The following is an 18,438-nucleotide window of genomic DNA, read 5'->3' on the forward strand; positions in this document are numbered from 1 at the left end:
GATGAAGCGGTTGATTCTGAGCCGCTCGGGGCTCCGTGGCCATCGCCGATGCGACAGCTTTCAGGCGGGCCAGCCAGGTCCCGGCGGGGCTTGCAGGTGGAGCGGTGCGCCGGTGGCTGGGTGAGTCAGCTGGAGCTCGCGCGCATGCAGCCACAGCCGCTGCGTGCCGAGAAAGGCCGCCACGGCGCGGTTCAGCGGCCCCTTGCCATGCGTCGCGTCGCCGAGGATGGGGTGGGCAATGTGCTTGAGGTGGCGGCGGATCTGGTGGCGGCGGCCCTGCAGCGGCTCGGCTTCGAGCAGCGCGAAGCGGGTGGTCGCGAAGCGCGCATCGGTCACGAGCGGCCACTCGATGCGCTCCAGCACGCGCCAGCGCGTCTGCGCGTCCAGCATCGTCTGCCCCGCCGACGGCAACTCGGGGTCGCGGGCCAGCGGGTGGTCGACGAGACCTTCGTCGGCCTGCGGCCAGCCGCGCACCAGGGCCAGGTAGCGCTTCGCCATCCGCCCCTGCTCGAACATGGCGCCCAGCAGCGACGCAACCTCGGGCGACAGGGCAAACAGCAGCACGCCCGACGTGCCACGGTCCAGCCGGTGCGCGGGCCACACGGGGCGGCCGAGCTGGTCGCGCAGCAGCTGCAGCGCGGCTTTGTCCTCACCGGCTGCAAGCTGGGTGCGATGCACCAGCAGGCCGGGCGGCTTGTCGATGGCGACGAGGTGCTCGTCGGCGTGCAGGAGGGTCAGCGTCAAGACAGATCGCCGTCCACGTAGAACCACTCGCCGTGCTCGCGCACGAAGCGGCTGACCTCGTGCAGCCGGTGCGCCCGGCCACCCAGCTTGCTGCGCGCGACGAACTCGACGGTGCCGTGGTCCGCGTCCTGCATCGCGCTGCGCTTGACGTCCAGGCCGAGCCACTTCAGGCCGGGTTCTGGCGGCTCAAGATCGGCCGGCCTTGTGCTGGCATGCCAGCTCGCGAGCAGGTAGTCGCGCAGGTCCAGCACAAAGGCCGAGTAGCGCGAGCGCATCAGCGCCTCGGGCGTTGGCGCAGTCAGCCCCTGGCCGGCGGTGAAGGCGTGATGCAGGGCGCCGCAACAGCGGATGTAGGGGGCGGGGCGGCCACAGGGGCAGGGCATGGGGCTGTCCATGCCCGGCACTCTAGCGGGTCGGTCTTCCCGAGCGGCCGTCCGGGAAGGCCTCGATCAGCCCCGCCAGCGGCAGCGGCCGTCCGAGCAGATAACCCTGGCCGAAGCCGCAGCCGCATTCGCTCAGCACCGCGAGCTGCTCCGCGCTCTCGATGCCCTCGGCGATGACCTCCAGCTGCAGATGCCGCCCCAGGTCGACGATGGTCTGGGCGATGGCGCGGTCGCGCTCGCCGGTGGGCAGGTCGCGCACAAAGCTGCGGTCGATCTTCAGTGAGCTGATGGGCAGGCTCTTCAGCATGGCGAGCGACGAGTGCCCCATGCCGAAGTCGTCCAGCGAGATCTCGAAGCCGATCTCGCGCAGCTGGTGCATGACGCGTTTCACCTGCTCGGGCTGGCGCATCAGCATGCCCTCGGTGAGCTCCAGCACGACCTGGGAGGGCGGCACGGCCAGGTCGGTGGACATGGCCCTCAACATCTCCGGCAGGGCGCTGCTGGTGAACTCCGACGCCGCCATGTTGACGTGGATCTTGAGCCCCTCCAGCGCGCTGCCCTTCAGCGAGGCCAGGTCGCGCAGGGCCTGGCCCAGCACCCAGCGGCCGATGTCGACGATGAGGTCGCTCTGCTCGGCAATCGGGATAAAGACGTCGGGCGGCACGGTGCTGCCATCGGGCTTGCGCCAGCGGATCAGCGCTTCCACGCCGTGCAAGGCGCCAGCGGCGATGTCGACGATGGGCTGGTAGACCAGGCTCAACTGCCCGGTCTGCAGCGCCTTGTGCAGATCAGCCTCGATGGCCAGGCGCTGGGCCAGCTTGGCGCGCTGCTCGGCCAGCGTGTCGGGGCTGCTGGTCGAGAACACGTTGCTGCCGTTGCGGCCGTTCTGCTTGACGCGGTACATGGCCGCGTCGGCGCTGCGCAGCAGCTCGGGGCCGGTCTGGCCGTTGTCCGGGAAGCGGCTGACGCCGACGCTGGCCGACACCGTCAGCGCCACGCCCTCGTAGCTGAATGGGCGGTTGGCCGCGGCGAGCACGGCGTCCACCAGCGCCGCCAGCGCCTGCTCGTCGCCGCTGTCGGGCACCAGCACCGCGAACTCGTCGCCACCCAGGCGGCCGACGCGGGCCGGCGGCGGCGCCAGCGTGCGCAGCCGGCGGGCGAACTCCTGCAGCACCGCGTTGCCGGCCTCGTGGCCGAAGGCGTCGTTGATGGGCTTGAAGCGGTCCAGGTCGATGAACATCAGCGCGAAGCGGCCGCCCAGACGGTGGCTCTGCGCGCAGTGGCGGTTGAGCTGGACGTAGAAATGCGAGCGGTTGTCCAGCTCGGTCATTTCGTCGACCTGCGCCAGGCGGTGGATGACGGCCTCCGTCTCCAGGCGCTGGGCGGTCTGCGCGATCAGCGCGCCGATGGTGGCCGAGACCTTGGGCAGCTGCGCCTCGGGCTGGCGCGACAGGCTGCTGTAGAACTCCAGCACGCCGGGGCGGTGGTGCTCGCCGTTGTCGGACACATAGGTGACCGGGAAGACATAACCCGACCACAGACCGCACATCTGCGCGTTGCCACGGCGCAGGAAGCGCTGGTCGGTGCTCATGTCCTCCACCCATTCGGCGCCGCCCGTGGCCCAGACGCGGCCCACCAGGCCTTCGCCGGGCGCCATGCTGAGCGCCGCGCTGGCGGCGCTGAAGGGTTCGAGGTCGCTGTCCGGCGAGTGCCAGGCGTGCCGGCAGCGCAGCCGCCCGTCGGCGTCCATGCTCCAGTAGGCGCCCCATTCCCAGCCCAGGTTGCGGCAGATGAGCTGGATGACGTTGGTGATCGCATCCTCCAGCGCGTGGCTGCCGACGAGGTACTCGGTCAGCGCATAGCCCAGGCGCTCGCGGATGGCGGCATGCGTGAGGTCCGTGACGTCCTGCAGCAGGCCGTGCCGCCAGCGCGGCCGCGCCGAGTCGGCGGGCAGTGGCGTCACGCGCAGCCAGCGCAGGCCGCGCGCCAGGCCGATGACGCGGATGTCCACCGCGCGCTGGGTCTGGGCGCCGGTCCAGAGGCGGATCAGCTCCGGCAGATCATCGTCGACGACGTGGCCGAAGCAGGTGTCCAGGCCGCTGGCCGAACGGCTGGGCATCTCCAGGTATTCGGCGGCCGTGGGCGACAGGTGGGTGACGCCAGTCTGGGGGTCGTACCACCATTGGCCAAAGCCGGCGGCCTGTTCCAGGTGCTGAGGGCAGGCGGCGGCGGGCGCGGGCAGGTGTCTCGGCGGCCCGAACTGAATGGACGCGGCCGGCATGCTGACTTCCCGATTGCTTGTCATGCGCGTGCATTGCGCAAATCGCATGCCAGCGCAGGCCGGGCCAGGATGCGCAGAACCTCACGGTTGCACGGAGGGTGCGCTGCGGGGGAGCCCCGTAACCGTGCGGTGCCATGGGTGGCCCGCACACCGCTGGTGCGGCGGACCTAGAGGGTCAGCTCCCAGGTCTCGTTGATGACGTCCAGCCCGAAGCCGTGGCCAGCCTCGCTGCGAACGAGCTGATAGCCCTCTGACGCGTAGATCGCCCGGGCCGAGGTCAGCGCGCTTTGCGTCCACAGCACGATGTGCTTGTAGCCCGCCGCGCGCGCGAAGTCGCTGCACTGGCGTACCAGCTGCTTGCCCAGCCCCAGGCCGCGTGCATGCGGCTCCAGCAGCAGCAGGCGCAGCTTGGCGATGCCGGGGCGTACCTTGCCCGTCGCCTCGTCACGCGCCTGCACGAGCATCACGCTGCCCAGGCGCTCAGCCCCGCGCGCGGCGATCCAGCAAGCCTCGCGGCCTGGCTGGAACTGGTCGACGAAGTCGGCGCAGATGCGGGCAACCAGCGCTTCGAAGCGGCTGTCCAGCCCGTACTCGGCAGCGTAGAAGGCGCCATGCCGCTCGATGATCCAGCCCAGGTCGCCGGGCTGGGGCGCCCGCAGTGCCACGGGGGCGGTCACATCGGGCTCCAGCATGGCCTGGATGCGTGACATCGAACCCAGCAGCGCCTGGCGCTGCGTCGCCGACAGCGGGGCCAGCATCGCCTCGGCCTTGGCCGTGCCTTCGCGGTCCAGCGGCGCAAAGGCGCGCTTGCCCGCCGCGCTGAGCTTGAGCAGGGTCTGGCGGCCGTCGCTCGGGTGGGCCTGCTCGGCCAGCAGGCCGCGGTTTTTCAGCCCGCGCAGCAGCCGGCTCATGTAGCCAGCATCCAGCTGCAGGCTCTTGCTCAGCGCCGTGGCGCTGACGGGCGCATGGTGGGCCAGCTCCCACAGCACGCGAGCCTCGGGCAGCGTGAAGTCGCTGCCCGCCAGCTTGGGCGCCAGCACGCCGATGCGGCGCGTGTAGAAGCGGTTGAAGGCGCGGACGTCGAGGGCTTGGTCAGCAGTCATGGCCGCATGATCTGAAAAATACTTGCTTTTGGCAAGTAGTTGGGTGGGGTGGCCGAAGCGCTACGCTGCGGGCACGTCGGCAAACCGGAGACCTGCTTGGGCATCGTTGTGTATTGGTTGGAAGTTCACGAAGACGGCGACGCCGAGCCCGGCTGCCAGGCCTTCAGCAGCCAGCAGCTGACCCAGGCGCTGGCCTGCGCCGAAGAGCGACGCAAGCAGGGGCATCGCCACGTCAGCATCTCGACGGAACTGGAAGACCATGTGGGCCAGCCGGGCGTTGCAGCGGTGGAGGGCGGCAAGACGCCGGATGGGCAGGCCTACGAATGGTCCAAAGCCGGCCGCGCCGGCAAGCCCAGGCGGCGCTAGAGAGGGGCGGTGACCCCGCTCTCTAAAATGCGGCGATGACCTTTTCTCCCGCTGATGCCCTCGCCCCGGCCCAGGCCAGCCCGCTCCTGAAGAACCTCAACCCTGAGCAGCTCGCCGCCGTGACGGCGGAACCCGCACCCGCGCTGATCCTGGCCGGTGCCGGCTCCGGCAAGACCCGTGTGCTGACCACCCGTATCGCCTGGCTGCTGAACACGGGCCAGGTCACCCCCGGCGGCATCATGGCCGTGACCTTCACGAACAAGGCGGCCAAGGAGATGCTGGCGCGGCTGTCGACCATGCTGCCGTTCAATGTGCGGGGCATGTGGATCGGCACCTTCCACGGCTTGTGCAACCGCTTCCTGCGCGCGCACTGGAAGCTGGCGAACCTGCCACAGGCCTTCCAGATCCTGGACGCGAGCGATACGACGTCTGCCGTCAAGCGCGTCATCAAGGCGATGAAGCTGGACGAGGAGCGCTTCGTGCCCAAGCAGGTTGGCTGGTTCATCGCCGGCTGCAAGGAAGAAGCCCACCGCCCCGGCGACGTGGAGGCTCGCGACGAGCAGACGAAGAAGCTCGTCGAGATCTACGCCAACTACGAGGACCAGTGCCAGCGCGAGGGCGTGGTGGACTTCGCCGAGCTGATGCTGCGCTCCTACGAGCTGCTGCGCGACAACGCGGCCGTGCGCGAACACTACCAGCGGCGCTTCCGCCACATCCTGGTCGACGAGTTCCAGGACACGAACAAGCTGCAGTACGCGTGGCTGAAGATGTTCGCGCCGCCGGGTGTCGACAACGGCCAGAGCCTGCTGGCGGTGGGCGATGACGACCAGAGCATCTACGCCTTTCGCGGCGCGCGCGTGGGCAACATGGCCGACTTCGAGCGCGAGTACCGCGTCAAGCGCGTCATCAAGCTGGAGCAGAACTACCGCAGCTTCGGCCACATCCTGGACGCGGCCAACGAGCTCATCAGCCGCAACAGCCAGCGCCTGGGCAAGACGCTGCGCACCGACGCCGGCCAGGGCGACCCGATCCGCGTGCAGGAGTCGCCGAGCGACTTTGCCGAGGCGCAGTGGCTCATCGAGGAGATCCAGGGCCTGCACCGCGCCGGGATGGACCGGCAGGAGATCGCCATCCTGTACCGCAGCAATGCGCAGTCGCGCGTCATCGAGTCGGCCCTCTTCAATTCCGGCATTCCCTACCGCGTCTACGGCGGCCTGCGCTTCTTCGAGCGCGCCGAGGTGAAGCACGCGCTGGCGTACTTGAGGTTGCTGGAGAACCCGAGCGACGACACCAGTTTCCTGCGCGTTGTGAACTTCCCCACCCGCGGTATCGGCGCCAAGACGCTGGAGAACCTGCAGGACGCCGCCAAGGCCTCGGGCCGCAGCCTTTACCAGAGCGTGGGCGCCATCACCGGCAAGGGCGGCACCAACCTGCTGGCGTTCACGAACCTGATCGACTCCACGCGCAACCTCACGCAAGGCATGACGCTGCGCGAGATCATCGAGCAGGTGCTGGACACGTCGGGCCTGCTCGACTTCTACCGCACCGACAAGGACGGCGCCGAGCGGCTGGAGAACCTGGAGGAACTGATCAACGCGGCCGAGGCCTTCGTCATGCAGGAGGGCTTCGGCAAGAACGCCGTGGGCCTGCCGGTGGACGAGGTGGCCGAGGCCGGCACGCCGGGCGCCGTGCCCGACGCCGAGACCGGCGAGATCATGTCGCCGCTGGTGGCCTTCCTGACGCACGCCTCGCTGGAGGCTGGTGACAACCAGGCCCAGGCCGGCCAGGACGCCGTGCAACTGATGACGGTGCACTCGGCCAAGGGCCTGGAGTTCGACGCCGTCTTCATCACCGGCCTGGAAGAAGGCCTGTTCCCGCACGAGAACTCCATGTCCGACCACGACGGGTTGGAGGAGGAGCGCCGGCTGATGTACGTGGCCATCACGCGGGCGCGCCAGAAGCTGTCGTTGAGCTTCTGCCAGACGCGCATGCTGCACGGGCAGACGCGCTACAACGTCAAGAGCCGCTTCTTCGACGAGCTGCCCGAGGACGCGCTGAAGTGGCTCACGCCGCGCAACCAGGGCTTTGGCTCCGGCTTTGCGCGCGAGTACCAGCAGGCCTGGGACCGTGGCACCGGCCTCAAGGGCATGGTGGGTGCGGGCCGTGTGGCGAATCCCAACCAGCGCGCCGCCTGGGTGGAGCCGCCCGTGCCGGCCAGCATGAAGCAGAAGGTGTCCGAGGAGCACGGCGGCCTGCGCGTGGGCAAGGGCGTGTTCCACAACAAGTTCGGCGAGGGCGTGCTGCTGACGCTGGAAGGCTCGGGCACGGATGCGCGCGCGCAAGTGAACTTTGGCAGGCACGGCACCAAGTGGCTGGCGCTGTCGGTGGCCAAGCTCACCCCGATCGACTGAAGGCTGTGCGCGGTCAGCGGCCCACGATGACGACGTGGGCCTGGATCAGCGTGTCGATGGCGCCGGAGCCGAAGCGATCGGCAAACGCACGGGCCACGTGCGCCGTCAGCTCAGGGAGGCGGCCCGGCGCGCGGGCCTCGATCTCGCTGCGCAAGGGCGTGCCCTGGCAGTAGCCCAGGGCGGCCGGGGACGGCGATTCCGCGCAAGCCCGCAGCGGCAACGTGACGATGTCGGCCTCGTGCTCGAAGCCACCGGCGGCCAGATCCTCGCGCAGCACATCAACGTCGTGATAACCGTGCGGCGTGCGGGCCATGAAGCGCGGTGGATCGTCCGGGAAGGCCTGGGCCAGCGCCTCGGTGGCGGTCTTGGCCAGCTCGTTGCTGTCGATGTGGTCCCAGACGTTGAACAGGAAGACGCCGCCGGGCTTGAGCACGCGGCGGATCTCGGCGTAGGCGCCCGGCTTGTCGGGGAAGAACATGGCGCCGAACTGGCAGGCCACCAGGTCGAAGCTCTCGTCGTCGAAGGGCAGGGCCTGGGCGTCGGCCAGCCGCCATTCGACCGGCCGCGCCGTGCCGAGGGTGGCTGCCGCGTCGAGCATGGCCGCGTTCAAGTCGCTGGCCACGATGCTGGCCTCGGGCGGCAACTGCGCAGCGAGATGCCGGGTCAGCACGCCGGTACCGGCGGCGATCTCCAGCACCCGGGCCGGCTCAAGCGCAACGGCCCGCGCCGCCAGATCGGCCGCATACGGCTCGAAGATCAACGGCACCATGTAGCGCTCGTAGAGCTGGGGGATGGAGCCTGTGAAGCCCCGGTCGGCGACAGTCATGCGCCGATTCTGAGGGCGGTGCTAGGCTCGCCGGCGATCCCCACGCAATTCCTTGCAATTCGCCATGACCGAACACCGTCCCTCACAGGCCGAGCTGACCGCCTTCCTGCAGGCCGAGTTCCCGCAGAACCGCTGCACGCTGGAGGAGGTGGACGAGGACGGCAGCGTCGTCGTGGCGCACCCGGTGGGCGAGCGGGAGCTGAGGCCTGGCGGCACGGTGTCGGGCCCGGTCATGATGACGCTGGCCGACGTGGCGCTCTACATCGCCATCCTGGCGCGCATCGGCATCGTGCCGTTGGCAGTGACCACCAACCTGGCCATCAACTTCCTGCGCAAGCCGCGCGCCGACCGGCGGGTGGTGGCGCGCTGCCGGCTGATGAAGCTGGGAAAGACGCTGGCCGTTGGGGAGGTGTGGATCTATTCCGAGGGCGAGGATGAGCCGGTGGCGCACGCGACGGGGACGTACGCGATTCCGCGGGAGCGCTGAGGGCCTCTTCTGGGAAACGGCCGAGGCCTGAAGGACAGCGTTGCATGCCCAGGCTGACCACCGTGTTCGAGGGACCGCAGCCGACCCAAAGCTGAAGTAGCACAAGGCCCGGTGAACCGCCCCAAAGCTGACGTTCACGCTGAGCATCAGCCGCGACGCGTCTTCCTTGGCCTCGGCCGCATGCTCTTGTTGGCGGAGCTCTCACGTATTCATGATTTGCTGTATCGCGTATGCCACGAACAGGAGAAGCAAAATCAGCAAAGATCCGATGATTGCGAAGAACGCGTAGACCCGAGGCTTCGGCGCGATGTGCCAGAAGGGGGGCTCATGAAACCCCGGCTCAAATTCTCTAACCATCGCCAACAAAGATGCGTGGAGTGCTCGTGATGGATTACGAGTTGGAGCCACGAGTACCTCAGGGATCCAATCCTCCCGAAACCTCAGAAAGTAGCTGCCATCGAGCGTCGCAGGAAGTTCGCGAGGAAAGTGCTGCTGGACGGACTCTTTGAACGCCTGGTAGTGCTGTTCATGGTCTCCTCTAGAAGATGGAAAGAAGAACACGAGTTGCTCGGGGCGGAGGGTCGTCAGTGCCCGTTGGATCTCCCAGTGGACACCTCGCGTCGCAGCTCGCCCTAGCATGACAGTCATGCGGCAGCGCGACATGAGTTCCGCCACCTTACTCTTCCACTCGGTGTCGTCGACGTAGAGTCGGTAGGCGCCAGTCTCTGGCAAGGCCTCCCCGGGCTTTCCAATTGCGACAAAGGGCCCGATGCAATTGATCAATGGAGCCAGCGAGTCCTCGGCGCGCGGGTCCGGGACGAATGCCATGACGCCGAGTTTCACTCGCGTGATTTGCTGCGATGCAGAGTCACTGATGAACGATCGAAGGTAGACAACGGGAGGTCGCTCGTCCCCGCGCAGGATCTCTTCAGCAGCGGGCTGCAGCGAGCGTAGGCCGCGCTTCAACAGGACGAAGCTACAGGAAAATCCTAGGCCACCAGCCGCGAACACCAAGATGGAGGAGGTTCCGAACCCAGTAGCGGGCAGAACGAATCGACCCATCAACATCGCACCTGCTGACGCGGCGACCAGCAAGACGGCGGCAGTTAGATATCCCACGCCAGCGGCCTTACGCATCGTCCGCCCCGGGGTTGTCGCGCCGCCCAACTACTAATTTATCCGGCACGTTGTTCTGCATAACTCCACCGGCTGCTGCATAACCAAGTCCACGAGATTTGCGGTAAGGTCTTGTGCAGCAGAGGAAACTCGTCCGGCGGAGCGGAACCGGTTTCCATTAAATTGATGTCAAAAGCGGCACTCATTGGCGCGACTCTGCCAGCCGCTCGAACCCGGTGCAACGGTGGAATTTTCCTCACGGAGGCCTGGCGACCGAACCTGTGCCGATTGGCCTTGCTGGCCTCCGCATAACAGCCGCTCGCGGGTGACTGCTCATGGCCGGCAGCGGACCTTCTGCGTTGGTTAGCTGACCGACCGCTATCGCTTCAGAGTCGCCGTTCCTGAGGCGCTGTCGGCTCCAGGCGGGTGTGAGTCGTTCGTGGCGCAGGGCCCGAACGACCGCTTGGGCTGGAACCAGTCACTGAGCGCAGGTGGCCCGGCCGGCATGCGCACGGCCGTAAATCGCCCGCTGCAATCGCGCGCGTTCCTCGGCCTTCATGGGAGGCTCAAGTCCATGCCGAGCCTCCTGGCCAGTCCGAAGGTCAAGATCAGCAAGACGAGGAGCAACAGCACGAACACGGCGACGAACTTGGCGCCCATGCTTAGTAGCGCGCTGCGGTCCGCCCACTTCTTCTCTCGGTCGTAGTGCCACTTGATGGCGAAATACATGCCTGTGACGAATACCAGACCTTTGAATGAAACGAAGACGATGAGAACCCAATCCACCTGAGCATTCCTGGATGTTGCTCGACACCATCCATCTTGACGGTAAACAAGAGCAGCGGACATTGGGCGTTTTGACTCAGGGCCTGCGCGCAAACATGACGCAGCCGTCCGAGGCCTTCAAGTTCGAGTGGCCGCCCAACGGAATCTGCACGTTGCGGGATCAAGCCCGTGGGACTGACAGGTCTTGGCCGGAAGCTGCCGCTCACCGCCGTCAGCAACCTCGCAGGACGCACCGGAGCCCCGCGCGGCACGCCGCTTGCCGCTGCCATGCAAGCGCGCGACATCCGTGCGTAGAAAGGAAATGCGATGCAGGTACAGATCGAGACCGACAACCATGTTGAGGGCCGCGAGAAGCTGATCGAGCATGTCGAGGGTGTGATCCGCGACGCCGTGGACCACTACAAGGGCCAGGTGACGCATGTGGAGGCGCACCTTGGCGACATGAACAGCGGCGAGAAATCGGGCCCCGACGACATGCGCTGCTTGCTGGAGGCACGCGTGGCGGGGCTAAAGAACATCGCGGTCAAGCACCAGGCCGAAAGCCTGCACTTGGCGATCGAGGGCGCAGCCGACAAGTTGACGAGGGCGCTCGACTCGGCGCTGGGCAAGCAGCAGGACCGCGAGCGGCGGCATGCGGGCACCGGGGAGCTGAGTGCCGACGTGGCCCGCGAGTTCGACGATGAGGCGGCGCCTGGGGCCGGGCTGCAGTGATGCGATAGGCCCGGCTTCTGACGGGCGGCGTGGCGGGCCAGGTGACTCGCGCTGCCGCTGTCCGGCAAGTTGCCCGCTCGCCCAACGAGAAGGGGCTGCTCCCGCAGCCCCTTCCCTCACGCGACGATCAAGCCCGCTGTCAGGCGATCTTGGCCAGCTTCACGCTGGTCGCCGCGCCGGTCAGATAGCCCACCTGCGCCCCGAAGCGGTCCTTGTAGTTGGCGCGCACCAGCGGGTCCAGCGTGAGCTTGACCTTGTCGTGCAGGCCGGTGCCGGCGGCGTTGGTGATCCAGTCGCCCGGGTGCTGGAAGTTGCTGGTGATGTAGGTCCAGCCGTTCAGGTCGTCCACCACGCCCAGGCCGGTGGCTTCAGCGCCCGACGGCATGGACACGAGGCGGGTCAGCGTCTTGGTGTCGACGTTGTACGCCCAGATGAAGTTGTTGACGTGATACGCACTGTCCTCGCCGATGAAGAGGGTGCGCAGCTTCTCGGAGAACTTCAGGTTGTCCGGCGCGCCGATCTTGTCGGGGTTGGCCAGGTTGCCCAGCGCGTCGGCTGTGGCGAGGTCTTCGCCCACCAGCAGCGTCTTGGTCAGCGAAGGCACCCAGTCGCTCGTGATCGCGGCGCCGGCGCTGTCCTTCTGGCCGCTGCTGAGCGTGTGGGCCAGCACGCCGCCAGCGTTCAGCGCCTTGTCGATGGTGATGCCGTAGGCCTCGTTCCAGGCCGCGTTGCCGCGCACCATGGAGCTCTGCATGTTCTGCAGTGCAGAGTAGGCGATCTTGTCCTTGGCGTTGACGGTGGTGCCCTCCATCTTCGTGAAGGCCATCGAGCCGCCCTTGAGCGCGGCGTAGCGGTGGGTCTCCAGGAAGGCGGCGGCCTTGTCCATGCCGGCCTTCACGCGCACCCACTGCACCTTGCCGCTCAGCCAGATCTTGGTGAACGTGGCGTCCGCCGGGTCGGTGTTCGACACGTCCATGATGTCGGCGGCCTTCAGCGTGTCGGCCAGGGCCTTGATCTCGGCGCTGGTGGCCGAGCCGAGCTTGATCCAGCTGATGGACGCACCGGCGGCGGCCGGGTCCAGCGAGAAGCCGGCACCGAACTTGGCCACGTACAGCGAGCCGGCGGAGAGGTCTTTCTCCTTGTCGGCCACGAACATGAAGAAGCCGCCGTTGGTGGCGTCGTCGCCCATGATGGCGGTGCGGTTGTCGGGCATGACCTGGATCAGCTCATGCGAGATGCGGCCCAGGCAGTAGTGCTTCTTGATGGTGCCGCTGCCGTCTGCATTGACCGTCACTTCGGGCAGGTGGCCGTAGTGGTAGGGGTTGGCCTTGGTCGCGTCGCCGAACAGGTTCTGGCTGTAGGCCTTGAACTGCGTGTTGCTGGCAATGGTGAAGGCATCGGGCTCGTACTCTTCGCTGGAGAGGTGGGTACCCCAGGGCGAGAGGCTGGCGCCGCAGGTGATCCACAGGCCCATGGCGGGGGCGGTGTCCACGTTGTGGTACTTCACGAGCGAGAGCTTGCCGGTGGCGGGGTCCTGGTCCAGCGTCAGCACGGCGATGGGGGAAGGCAGCTTGCCGTACATGTCGGTCTTGCCGTCCTGGGCCCAGGTCGTGTACTCGAACTGCACGACGGCGAACACGGTGTTGCCCTTCACGCCCGCAACCGTGGCGTTGTCGAGCTTGAGCAGCGAGGTGCCGTCCGGCGAATCGCTGAAGTACTGGCGGTCCTTGCCCGCCACGGTGGCGTCGACGATGGGCTTGCCCGCGAAGTCGACGTAGCCGCCTGCGAGCAGCGTGCCGCCCTTGCCATCGGGCACGAGGTCACCGGTCGTGAAGAAGGGCGCGTAGGCCAGCGAGAAGCCTTGCGTGCTGTCATCGCTGAACTTGGCCATCAGCGTGGAGTTCACGAGGGTCTTGGCCATGTCGGCCGGCGTGGCCAGGCTGGGTGCCGCCATGGCGACGAAGCTGGCATACGCGAACGTGGGTTTGAGTGGGTCGTCGGAGCCGCCGCCGCAGGCGGTGAGCAGGCTGCCGACGGCGGTGCCACCCAGGGGCAGCATCAGCGGGGCGCCGAGGAACTTGAGGGCTTGGCGGCGATGGAAAACATTGGCTTGGGACATGGAAGCGACAGCGACTGCGCGTGCAATGACAAAGCGCGGCAATCTATGTGGCTTGCGTGTCGCCCCCGTGAAAATCTGCGTGACAGATCCGTGACGGTCGATTCAGGCCTTGGCGTCGTCGAGCAGGCCCGGCGGCGCGCCGAACATGAAGCAGTCGACGAAGCTGAAGTAGAGCGAGGCGTAGAACACGGTCGACAGCATCAGCCCGGTGGCCATCAGCACCACCGGTGCCACCTGCGACAGGCCGATCAGCGCAAAGACCAGGCTGACGCTGCTCGCCACGGCCATCAGCAGCCCGCCCCACAGCAGCATGTTCACCGCGAAGGCGCCTTTGTTGCGCCACAGCGCCAGCGTGCTGGAGAACATCGACTGCGCCACGCCCTGGCCGCCCCAGTGCACCAGCGCTGGCGCATGCCAGTAGGGCACCGACAGCAGACTCATCAGCACCAGGCGCGTGGCCAGGCCCCAGAACAGGCGCGGGTCGGTCGCTGCGTTGGCGATGGTCTCGTTGTCGGCGTTCTCGGCAATGAGCTTCTGCAGGTCGCGTGTGCTGCCGCCGTCGATCCAGTCGGCCAGCAGGCCAATGACCAGCATGGCGCCGGCATAGCCGAAACACAGCAGCAACTGGCTGCGTCGCCGCTCGGCGGTCAGCTTCAGCGGTGCGACGAAGACGCCGACCGTGGGCGTCTTCTTCTGCAGCACGAGGTGCGTGGCCAGCATGAAGCCCAGCGACAGCAGCGGCAGCGTGGCCATCGTCAGCAGCAGGCCGACACCGGGCACCAGCATGGCCACGAAGCCGACGAACAGGAAGAGGCCGAACAGGCCCGCGAGCGCCAGCGGCTGGCGCTGGAAGACCTTGAAGCCGTGGCGGATCCACAGCCGGCCGTTGCGCGCCGGCACGTTCTGCAGATGCAGCTGCATGGTCATGCCGTAGCCCCGTCCGGCATCGCATGCCACGGTGTGTCAATACGCTCCCGCAGCACCCGCTCGAAATGGCGCGGGTCGTGGGCCTTGAGCAGGCTGGCCTCGCGTGGCAGGTGCAGGTCGTACAGCCGCGACAGCCAGAAGCGGAAGCCCGCGGCGCGCAGCAGGGCCGGCAGCAGGCGGTGCTCGGCACCGGACAGCGGCCGCACGCTCTCGTAGGCGGCGACGAAGACGGCGGCACGCTCCTCGATGAGGCGGCCGTCGGTCAGGTCGATGCACCAGTCGTTCAGGCACACGGCGAGGTCGAACAGCCAGGTGTCGCAGCCGGCGAAGTAGAAGTCGAAGAAGCCAGTCAGCCGCTCGCGGCCCGGGCCCTCGCCAGGCTCGAACATGACGTTGTCGCGGAACAGGTCGGCGTGGATGGGGCCCGCGGGAAGGTGGGCGAACTCGGCCGAGCCGGCCAGTTGCTCCTGGTAGGCCAGCTCGCTCGTCAGCAGCTCGGCTTGGGGCTTGTCGAGGAAGGGCAGGATCTGAGGCGCCACTTCACGCCACCAGGCCAGGCCGCGCAAATTGGGCTGGTGCAGGCTGAAGTCTTGCCCGGCGAGATGCATGCGCGCCAGCGTTGCGCCCACCTGCCGGCAATGGAAGGCGTCCGGCGCCATCTGATGCCCGCCGTGCAGGCGGTCGACGATGGCCGCGGGCTTGCCCGCCACTTCGAACAGGATCTCGCCGGCCGCGTCGGCATGCGGCTCCGGCACCGGCACGCCGCTGCGCGCCAAGTGCTGCATCAGCCGCAGGTAAAAGGGCAACTGCTCGGCCGTCAGGCGCTCGAACAGCGTCAGCACGTAGTGGCCGGCCTCGCAGTCGACGAAGTAGTTCGTGTTCTCGATGCCGGCACCGATGCCGCGCAGGGAGGTGAGGCGCCCGAGGGAGAGATGGTCCAGCAGGGCTTGCGCCTGCTGCGGGCTGACTTCAGTGAAAACGGCCATGGGTCGAAAAAAAGCGACTGAAACGGCCTGGAGGCCGAGCGCGATCAGAAATTGAGAACTCGCCAGACCCGTGTGCCCGAGCCGCTCTTGGGCATGCCCGTGCCGGTACCGCCAGCCGATTCACGACCTACGTCAGTGACGACGATTTCGTAGTCCGGTGCCTTGGTGATCTTGTTCTTGACCGTGACCTTCTTGGCCTCGCCCCGCACCTTCAGCTCCTCGATGCGGACCTGGTCATCCTCGGCCACGGTCTTCTCGACCTTGGGTTCGGGTGGCGGGTCGGCGAGGGCACCGCCAGCGAAGGCGACGATCAGCAGGGGTACGGCAAGGCGCAGCATGCTGTCGATTCTAGGTGGCGGGCTGGCCGAGAATCCCTCTCCATGAGTAAACCCATCCTGCTGCTGGTCGACGGCTCCAGCTATCTCTACCGCGCCTTCCACGCCATGCCCGACCTGCGCGGGCCCGAGGGCCAGCCCACCGGGGCCGTGCACGGCATGGTGGCCATGCTGAAGAAGCTGCGCAGCGACATCGGCGCCGAGCATGCCGTCTGCGTGTTCGACGCCTCCGGCCCGACCTTCCGCGACGAGTGGTACCCCGAGTACAAGGCCCAGCGCGCGCCCATGCCGCCCGAGCTGCGGGCGCAGATCGAGCCCATCCACGAGGTGGTGAAGCTGCTGGGCTGGCCGGTACTGACGGTGCCCGGCATCGAGGCCGACGACGCCATCGGCACGCTGTGCCGCGTGGCGGTGGAGCAGGGCCATCGCGTCGTCGTGTCCACCGGCGACAAGGACCTGGCCCAGCTCGTCAACGCCGACGTGGAGCTCATCAACACGATGAGCAACGAGCGCCTGGACGAGGCCGGCGTGTTTGCCAAGTTCGGCGTGCCGCCGGACCGCATCGTCGACTACCTGACGCTGATGGGCGACACGGTGGATAACGTGCCCGGCGTGAGCGGTGTGGGCCCCAAGACGGCGGCGAAGTGGATTGCCGAGCATGGCTCGCTGGACGGCGTTGTTGCCGCGGCCGATGCCGTCAAGGGCAAGGCCGGCGAGAACCTGCGCGCGGCGCTGGACTGGCTGCCCATGGGCCGCAAGCTCGTCACGGTGAAGCTGGACTGCGACCTCGCCGAACACATCGCCGGCTGGCCGACGCTGGAGCCGCTGGCCCTGCGCGAGCTGGACAAGGCCGCACTGGCCGAGTTCTACGCGCGCAACGGCTTCAAGAGCTGGCTGAAGGAGCTGACCGGCGAAGTGCCGGCGCCCAAGGCCAAGGCAACGGCGGCAGCGGCCAACCCCGGCCTGTTCGACGAACCCGAGCCGCCCGCCGGGGCGTCCGACATTGCACGGCAGTACGACACCATCCTGACCTTCGACCAGCTCGACGCCTGGATCGCCCGCCTGCGGGCCGCGCCGCTGTGCGCGCTGGACACCGAGACCGACTCGCTGGACCCGATGGCCGCGCGCATCGTCGGCATCTCCTTCGCCGACAAGCCCGGCGAAGCCGCCTACATCCCGCTGCACCACAGTGGCCCGGATGCACCCGAGCAACTGCCCTTCGACGAGGTGCTGGCGCGACTCAAGCCGTGGCTGGAGGACGAGTCCGCCAAGAAGATCGGCCAGAACCTGAAGTACGACCGCCATGTGCTGACCAATGCCGGCATCAACCTGGCCGGTGTGCGGCACGACACGCTGCTGCAGAGTTATGTGCTCGAAGCCCACAAGACCCACAACCTCGAGGCGCTGGCCGAGCGCCACCTCGGCCGCAAGGGCCTGAGCTACGAGGACCTGTGCGGCAAGGGCGTGCACCAGATCCCGTTCGCGCAGGTGGACGTGGCCAAGGCGACGACCTACTCGGGCGAAGACTCCGAGATGTGCCTGCACCTGCACGGCGTGCTGTGGCCGCAGATCGAGGCCGACGCGGGCTTGACGCACATCTACCGCGACATCGAGATGCCGACGGCCGACCTGCTGGCGCGCGTCGAGCGCCAGGGTGTGCTGATCGACTCGGAGCGGCTGAAAGCCCAAAGCCACGAGATCGGCCAGCGCCTCGTGTTGCTGGAGCAGCAGTGCTACGAGATTGCCGGCCAGCCCTTCAACATCGGCTCGCCCAAGCAGATCGGCGACATCCTGTTCACCAAGCTGGGCTTGCCGGTCGTCAAGAAGACCGCCACCGGCGCGCCGTCCACCGACGAAGAGGTGCTGACCGAGCTGGCTGCCGACTTCCCGCTGCCGGCCAAGATCCTCGAATACCGCGGCCTGGCCAAGCTCAAGAGCACCTACACCGACAAGCTGCCCCTGCAGATCAACGCCCAGACCGGCCGCGTGCACACCAACTACGCGCAGGCCGTGGCCATCACGGGGCGGCTGTCCAGCAACGAGCCCAACCTGCAGAACATCCCCATCCGCACGGCCGAGGGCCGGCGTGTGCGCGAGGCCTTCATTGCGCCCGAGGGCTGCAGGATCGTCAGCGCCGACTACTCGCAGATCGAGCTGCGCATCATGGCCCACATCAGCGAGGACCCGGGCCTGCTGAAGGCCTTCCAGGAAGGCCAGGACGTGCACCGCGCCACCGCCAGCGAGGTCTTCGGCGTGGCGCTGGGCGAGGTGTCCAACGAGCAGCGCCGCTACGCCAAGACCATCAACTTCGGCCTCATCTACGGCATGGGCGCCTTCGGCCTGGCTTCGGCGCTGGGCATCGAGCAGAAAGCCGCCAAGGACTACATCGAGCGCTACTTCACCCGCTTTGCCGGCGTGAAGCGCTACATGGACGAGACCAAGGCGAGCGCCGCGGAACTCGGCTACGTGTCGACGCTGTTCGGCCGCCGCATCTACCTGCCCGAGATCCGCGGGGGCAACGGCCAACGCAAGGCCGGCGCCGAGCGCCAGGCCATCAACGCGCCCATGCAGGGCACGGCGGCCGACCTCATCAAGCTCGCCATGCTGGCCGTGCAGGCCGAGCTGGACCGCGCCGGCAAGCAATCGAAGATCGTCATGCAGGTGCACGACGAACTGGTGTTCGAGGTGCCCGAGGCCGAACTGGACTGGATGCGTGTTGAGGTGCCCCGCCTGATGGCCGGCGTTGCGGCGCTGAAGGTGCCGTTGCTGGCCGAGGTGGGCGTGGGCTCCAACTGGGAAGAAGCCCACTGATTCCCTATTTCCCATAAATTGGGCAAAATATAGGTATTCCGATAGC

General features: G+C 67.5%; 16 protein-coding genes. 5 read left to right on the forward strand and 11 right to left on the reverse strand.

What is annotated here, in order from left to right:
• Positions 1–60: 60 nt before the first annotated feature.
• From AC07V5_RS13535 to AC07V5_RS13550, 4 genes are all read right to left on the reverse strand, one after another.
• Positions 61–744, reverse strand: coding sequence for a pseudouridine synthase (locus AC07V5_RS13535; protein ID WP_495116199.1), 684 nt, complete (start codon positions 742–744; stop codon positions 61–63).
• Entirely contained in the window at positions 741–1,139 is a 399-nt protein-coding gene (locus tag AC07V5_RS13540; protein WP_495116200.1) for a YchJ family protein, read from the reverse strand. Before AC07V5_RS13540 ends, AC07V5_RS13535 begins: the two co-directional genes overlap by 4 nt.
• A gap of 10 nt (positions 1,140–1,149) precedes the next feature.
• Positions 1,150–3,432 (reverse strand): putative bifunctional diguanylate cyclase/phosphodiesterase, encoded by a 2,283-nt coding sequence (locus AC07V5_RS13545; protein WP_495116201.1) that lies wholly within the window; start codon positions 3,430–3,432, stop codon positions 1,150–1,152.
• Between the two features lie 143 nt (positions 3,433–3,575).
• Positions 3,576–4,511: a bifunctional helix-turn-helix transcriptional regulator/GNAT family N-acetyltransferase gene (locus AC07V5_RS13550; protein ID WP_495116202.1), complete on the reverse strand. Its 936-nt coding sequence runs from the start codon at positions 4,509–4,511 to the stop codon at positions 3,576–3,578.
• Between the two features lie 96 nt (positions 4,512–4,607).
• Between AC07V5_RS13550 and AC07V5_RS13555 the strand changes: the two genes are divergently transcribed.
• Positions 4,608–4,877, forward strand: coding sequence for a hypothetical protein (locus tag AC07V5_RS13555; RefSeq protein ID WP_495116203.1), 270 nt, complete (start codon positions 4,608–4,610; stop codon positions 4,875–4,877).
• A gap of 35 nt (positions 4,878–4,912) precedes the next feature.
• Positions 4,913–7,288, forward strand: coding sequence for a UvrD-helicase domain-containing protein (locus tag AC07V5_RS13560; RefSeq protein WP_495116204.1), 2,376 nt, complete (start codon positions 4,913–4,915; stop codon positions 7,286–7,288).
• A gap of 13 nt (positions 7,289–7,301) precedes the next feature.
• On the opposite strand, the gene AC07V5_RS13565 is transcribed toward AC07V5_RS13560, so the two are convergent.
• Complete coding sequence (locus tag AC07V5_RS13565; protein WP_495116205.1) at positions 7,302–8,114, reverse strand: class I SAM-dependent methyltransferase; 813 nt, start codon at positions 8,112–8,114, stop codon at positions 7,302–7,304.
• Positions 8,115–8,178: 64 nt separating this feature from the next.
• On the opposite strand from AC07V5_RS13565, the gene AC07V5_RS13570 reads away from it, so the two are divergent.
• Positions 8,179–8,601 carry a PaaI family thioesterase gene (locus AC07V5_RS13570; protein ID WP_495116206.1) on the forward strand — a complete coding sequence of 141 codons (423 nt, stop codon included), beginning with the start codon at positions 8,179–8,181 and terminating at the stop codon, positions 8,599–8,601.
• Between the two features lie 201 nt (positions 8,602–8,802).
• Here AC07V5_RS13570 and AC07V5_RS13575 read toward each other — a convergent pair whose 3' ends face one another.
• Positions 8,803–9,696, reverse strand: a complete 894-nt coding sequence (locus AC07V5_RS13575; protein ID WP_495116207.1) for a hypothetical protein — start codon at positions 9,694–9,696, stop codon at positions 8,803–8,805.
• Between the two features lie 576 nt (positions 9,697–10,272).
• Positions 10,273–10,503, reverse strand: coding sequence for a hypothetical protein (locus AC07V5_RS13580; protein ID WP_495117082.1), 231 nt, complete (start codon positions 10,501–10,503; stop codon positions 10,273–10,275).
• A gap of 306 nt (positions 10,504–10,809) precedes the next feature.
• On the opposite strand from AC07V5_RS13580, the gene AC07V5_RS13585 reads away from it, so the two are divergent.
• Positions 10,810–11,214 (forward strand): HPF/RaiA family ribosome-associated protein, encoded by a 405-nt coding sequence (locus AC07V5_RS13585; RefSeq protein ID WP_495116208.1) that lies wholly within the window; start codon positions 10,810–10,812, stop codon positions 11,212–11,214.
• A 139-nt stretch (positions 11,215–11,353) separates the two neighbouring features.
• Here AC07V5_RS13585 and AC07V5_RS13590 read toward each other — a convergent pair whose 3' ends face one another.
• From AC07V5_RS13590 to AC07V5_RS13605, 4 genes are all read right to left on the reverse strand, one after another.
• Positions 11,354–13,333, reverse strand: a complete 1,980-nt coding sequence (locus AC07V5_RS13590; RefSeq protein WP_495116209.1) for a PhoX family protein — start codon at positions 13,331–13,333, stop codon at positions 11,354–11,356.
• A 102-nt stretch (positions 13,334–13,435) separates the two neighbouring features.
• Positions 13,436–14,260: a BPSS1780 family membrane protein gene (locus AC07V5_RS13595; RefSeq protein ID WP_495116210.1), complete on the reverse strand. Its 825-nt coding sequence runs from the start codon at positions 14,258–14,260 to the stop codon at positions 13,436–13,438.
• Positions 14,257–15,246 carry a homoserine kinase gene (locus AC07V5_RS13600; protein WP_495116211.1) on the reverse strand — a complete coding sequence of 330 codons (990 nt, stop codon included), beginning with the start codon at positions 15,244–15,246 and terminating at the stop codon, positions 14,257–14,259. Before AC07V5_RS13600 ends, AC07V5_RS13595 begins: the two co-directional genes overlap by 4 nt.
• Before the next feature lie 44 nt (positions 15,247–15,290).
• A complete protein-coding gene (locus tag AC07V5_RS13605) occupies positions 15,291–15,584 on the reverse strand; it encodes a hypothetical protein (protein ID WP_495116212.1) in 294 nt (97 codons plus the stop codon).
• Positions 15,585–15,626: 42 nt separating this feature from the next.
• Here AC07V5_RS13605 and polA point away from each other — a divergent pair, with 42 nt between their 5' ends.
• Positions 15,627–18,392 carry a DNA polymerase I gene (polA, locus tag AC07V5_RS13610; protein WP_495116213.1) on the forward strand — a complete coding sequence of 922 codons (2,766 nt, stop codon included), beginning with the start codon at positions 15,627–15,629 and terminating at the stop codon, positions 18,390–18,392.
• The last annotated feature ends 46 nt before the right edge of the window (positions 18,393–18,438 follow it).

This window comes from Roseateles sp. GW821-FHT02E12, assembly GCF_059421665.1.

Excerpts from the sequence above, each read along its gene's own strand:
- AC07V5_RS13540 (WP_495116200.1), bottom strand. The coding sequence starts at position 1,139 with ATGGACAGCCCCATGCCCTGCCCCTGTGGCCGCCCCGCCCCCTACATC.
- AC07V5_RS13545 (WP_495116201.1), bottom strand. The coding sequence starts at position 3,432 with ATGACAAGCAATCGGGAAGTCAGCATGCCGGCCGCGTCCATTCAGTTC.
- AC07V5_RS13550 (WP_495116202.1), bottom strand. The coding sequence starts at position 4,511 with ATGACTGCTGACCAAGCCCTCGACGTCCGCGCCTTCAACCGCTTCTAC.
- AC07V5_RS13560 (WP_495116204.1), top strand. The coding sequence starts at position 4,913 with ATGACCTTTTCTCCCGCTGATGCCCTCGCCCCGGCCCAGGCCAGCCCG.
- AC07V5_RS13565 (WP_495116205.1), bottom strand. The coding sequence starts at position 8,114 with ATGACTGTCGCCGACCGGGGCTTCACAGGCTCCATCCCCCAGCTCTAC.
- AC07V5_RS13570 (WP_495116206.1), top strand. The coding sequence starts at position 8,179 with ATGACCGAACACCGTCCCTCACAGGCCGAGCTGACCGCCTTCCTGCAG.
- AC07V5_RS13585 (WP_495116208.1), top strand. The coding sequence starts at position 10,810 with ATGCAGGTACAGATCGAGACCGACAACCATGTTGAGGGCCGCGAGAAG.
- AC07V5_RS13590 (WP_495116209.1), bottom strand. The coding sequence starts at position 13,333 with ATGTCCCAAGCCAATGTTTTCCATCGCCGCCAAGCCCTCAAGTTCCTC.
- AC07V5_RS13595 (WP_495116210.1), bottom strand. The coding sequence starts at position 14,260 with ATGACCATGCAGCTGCATCTGCAGAACGTGCCGGCGCGCAACGGCCGG.
- AC07V5_RS13600 (WP_495116211.1), bottom strand. The coding sequence starts at position 15,246 with ATGGCCGTTTTCACTGAAGTCAGCCCGCAGCAGGCGCAAGCCCTGCTG.
- AC07V5_RS13605 (WP_495116212.1), bottom strand. The coding sequence starts at position 15,584 with ATGCTGCGCCTTGCCGTACCCCTGCTGATCGTCGCCTTCGCTGGCGGT.
- polA (WP_495116213.1), top strand. The coding sequence starts at position 15,627 with ATGAGTAAACCCATCCTGCTGCTGGTCGACGGCTCCAGCTATCTCTAC.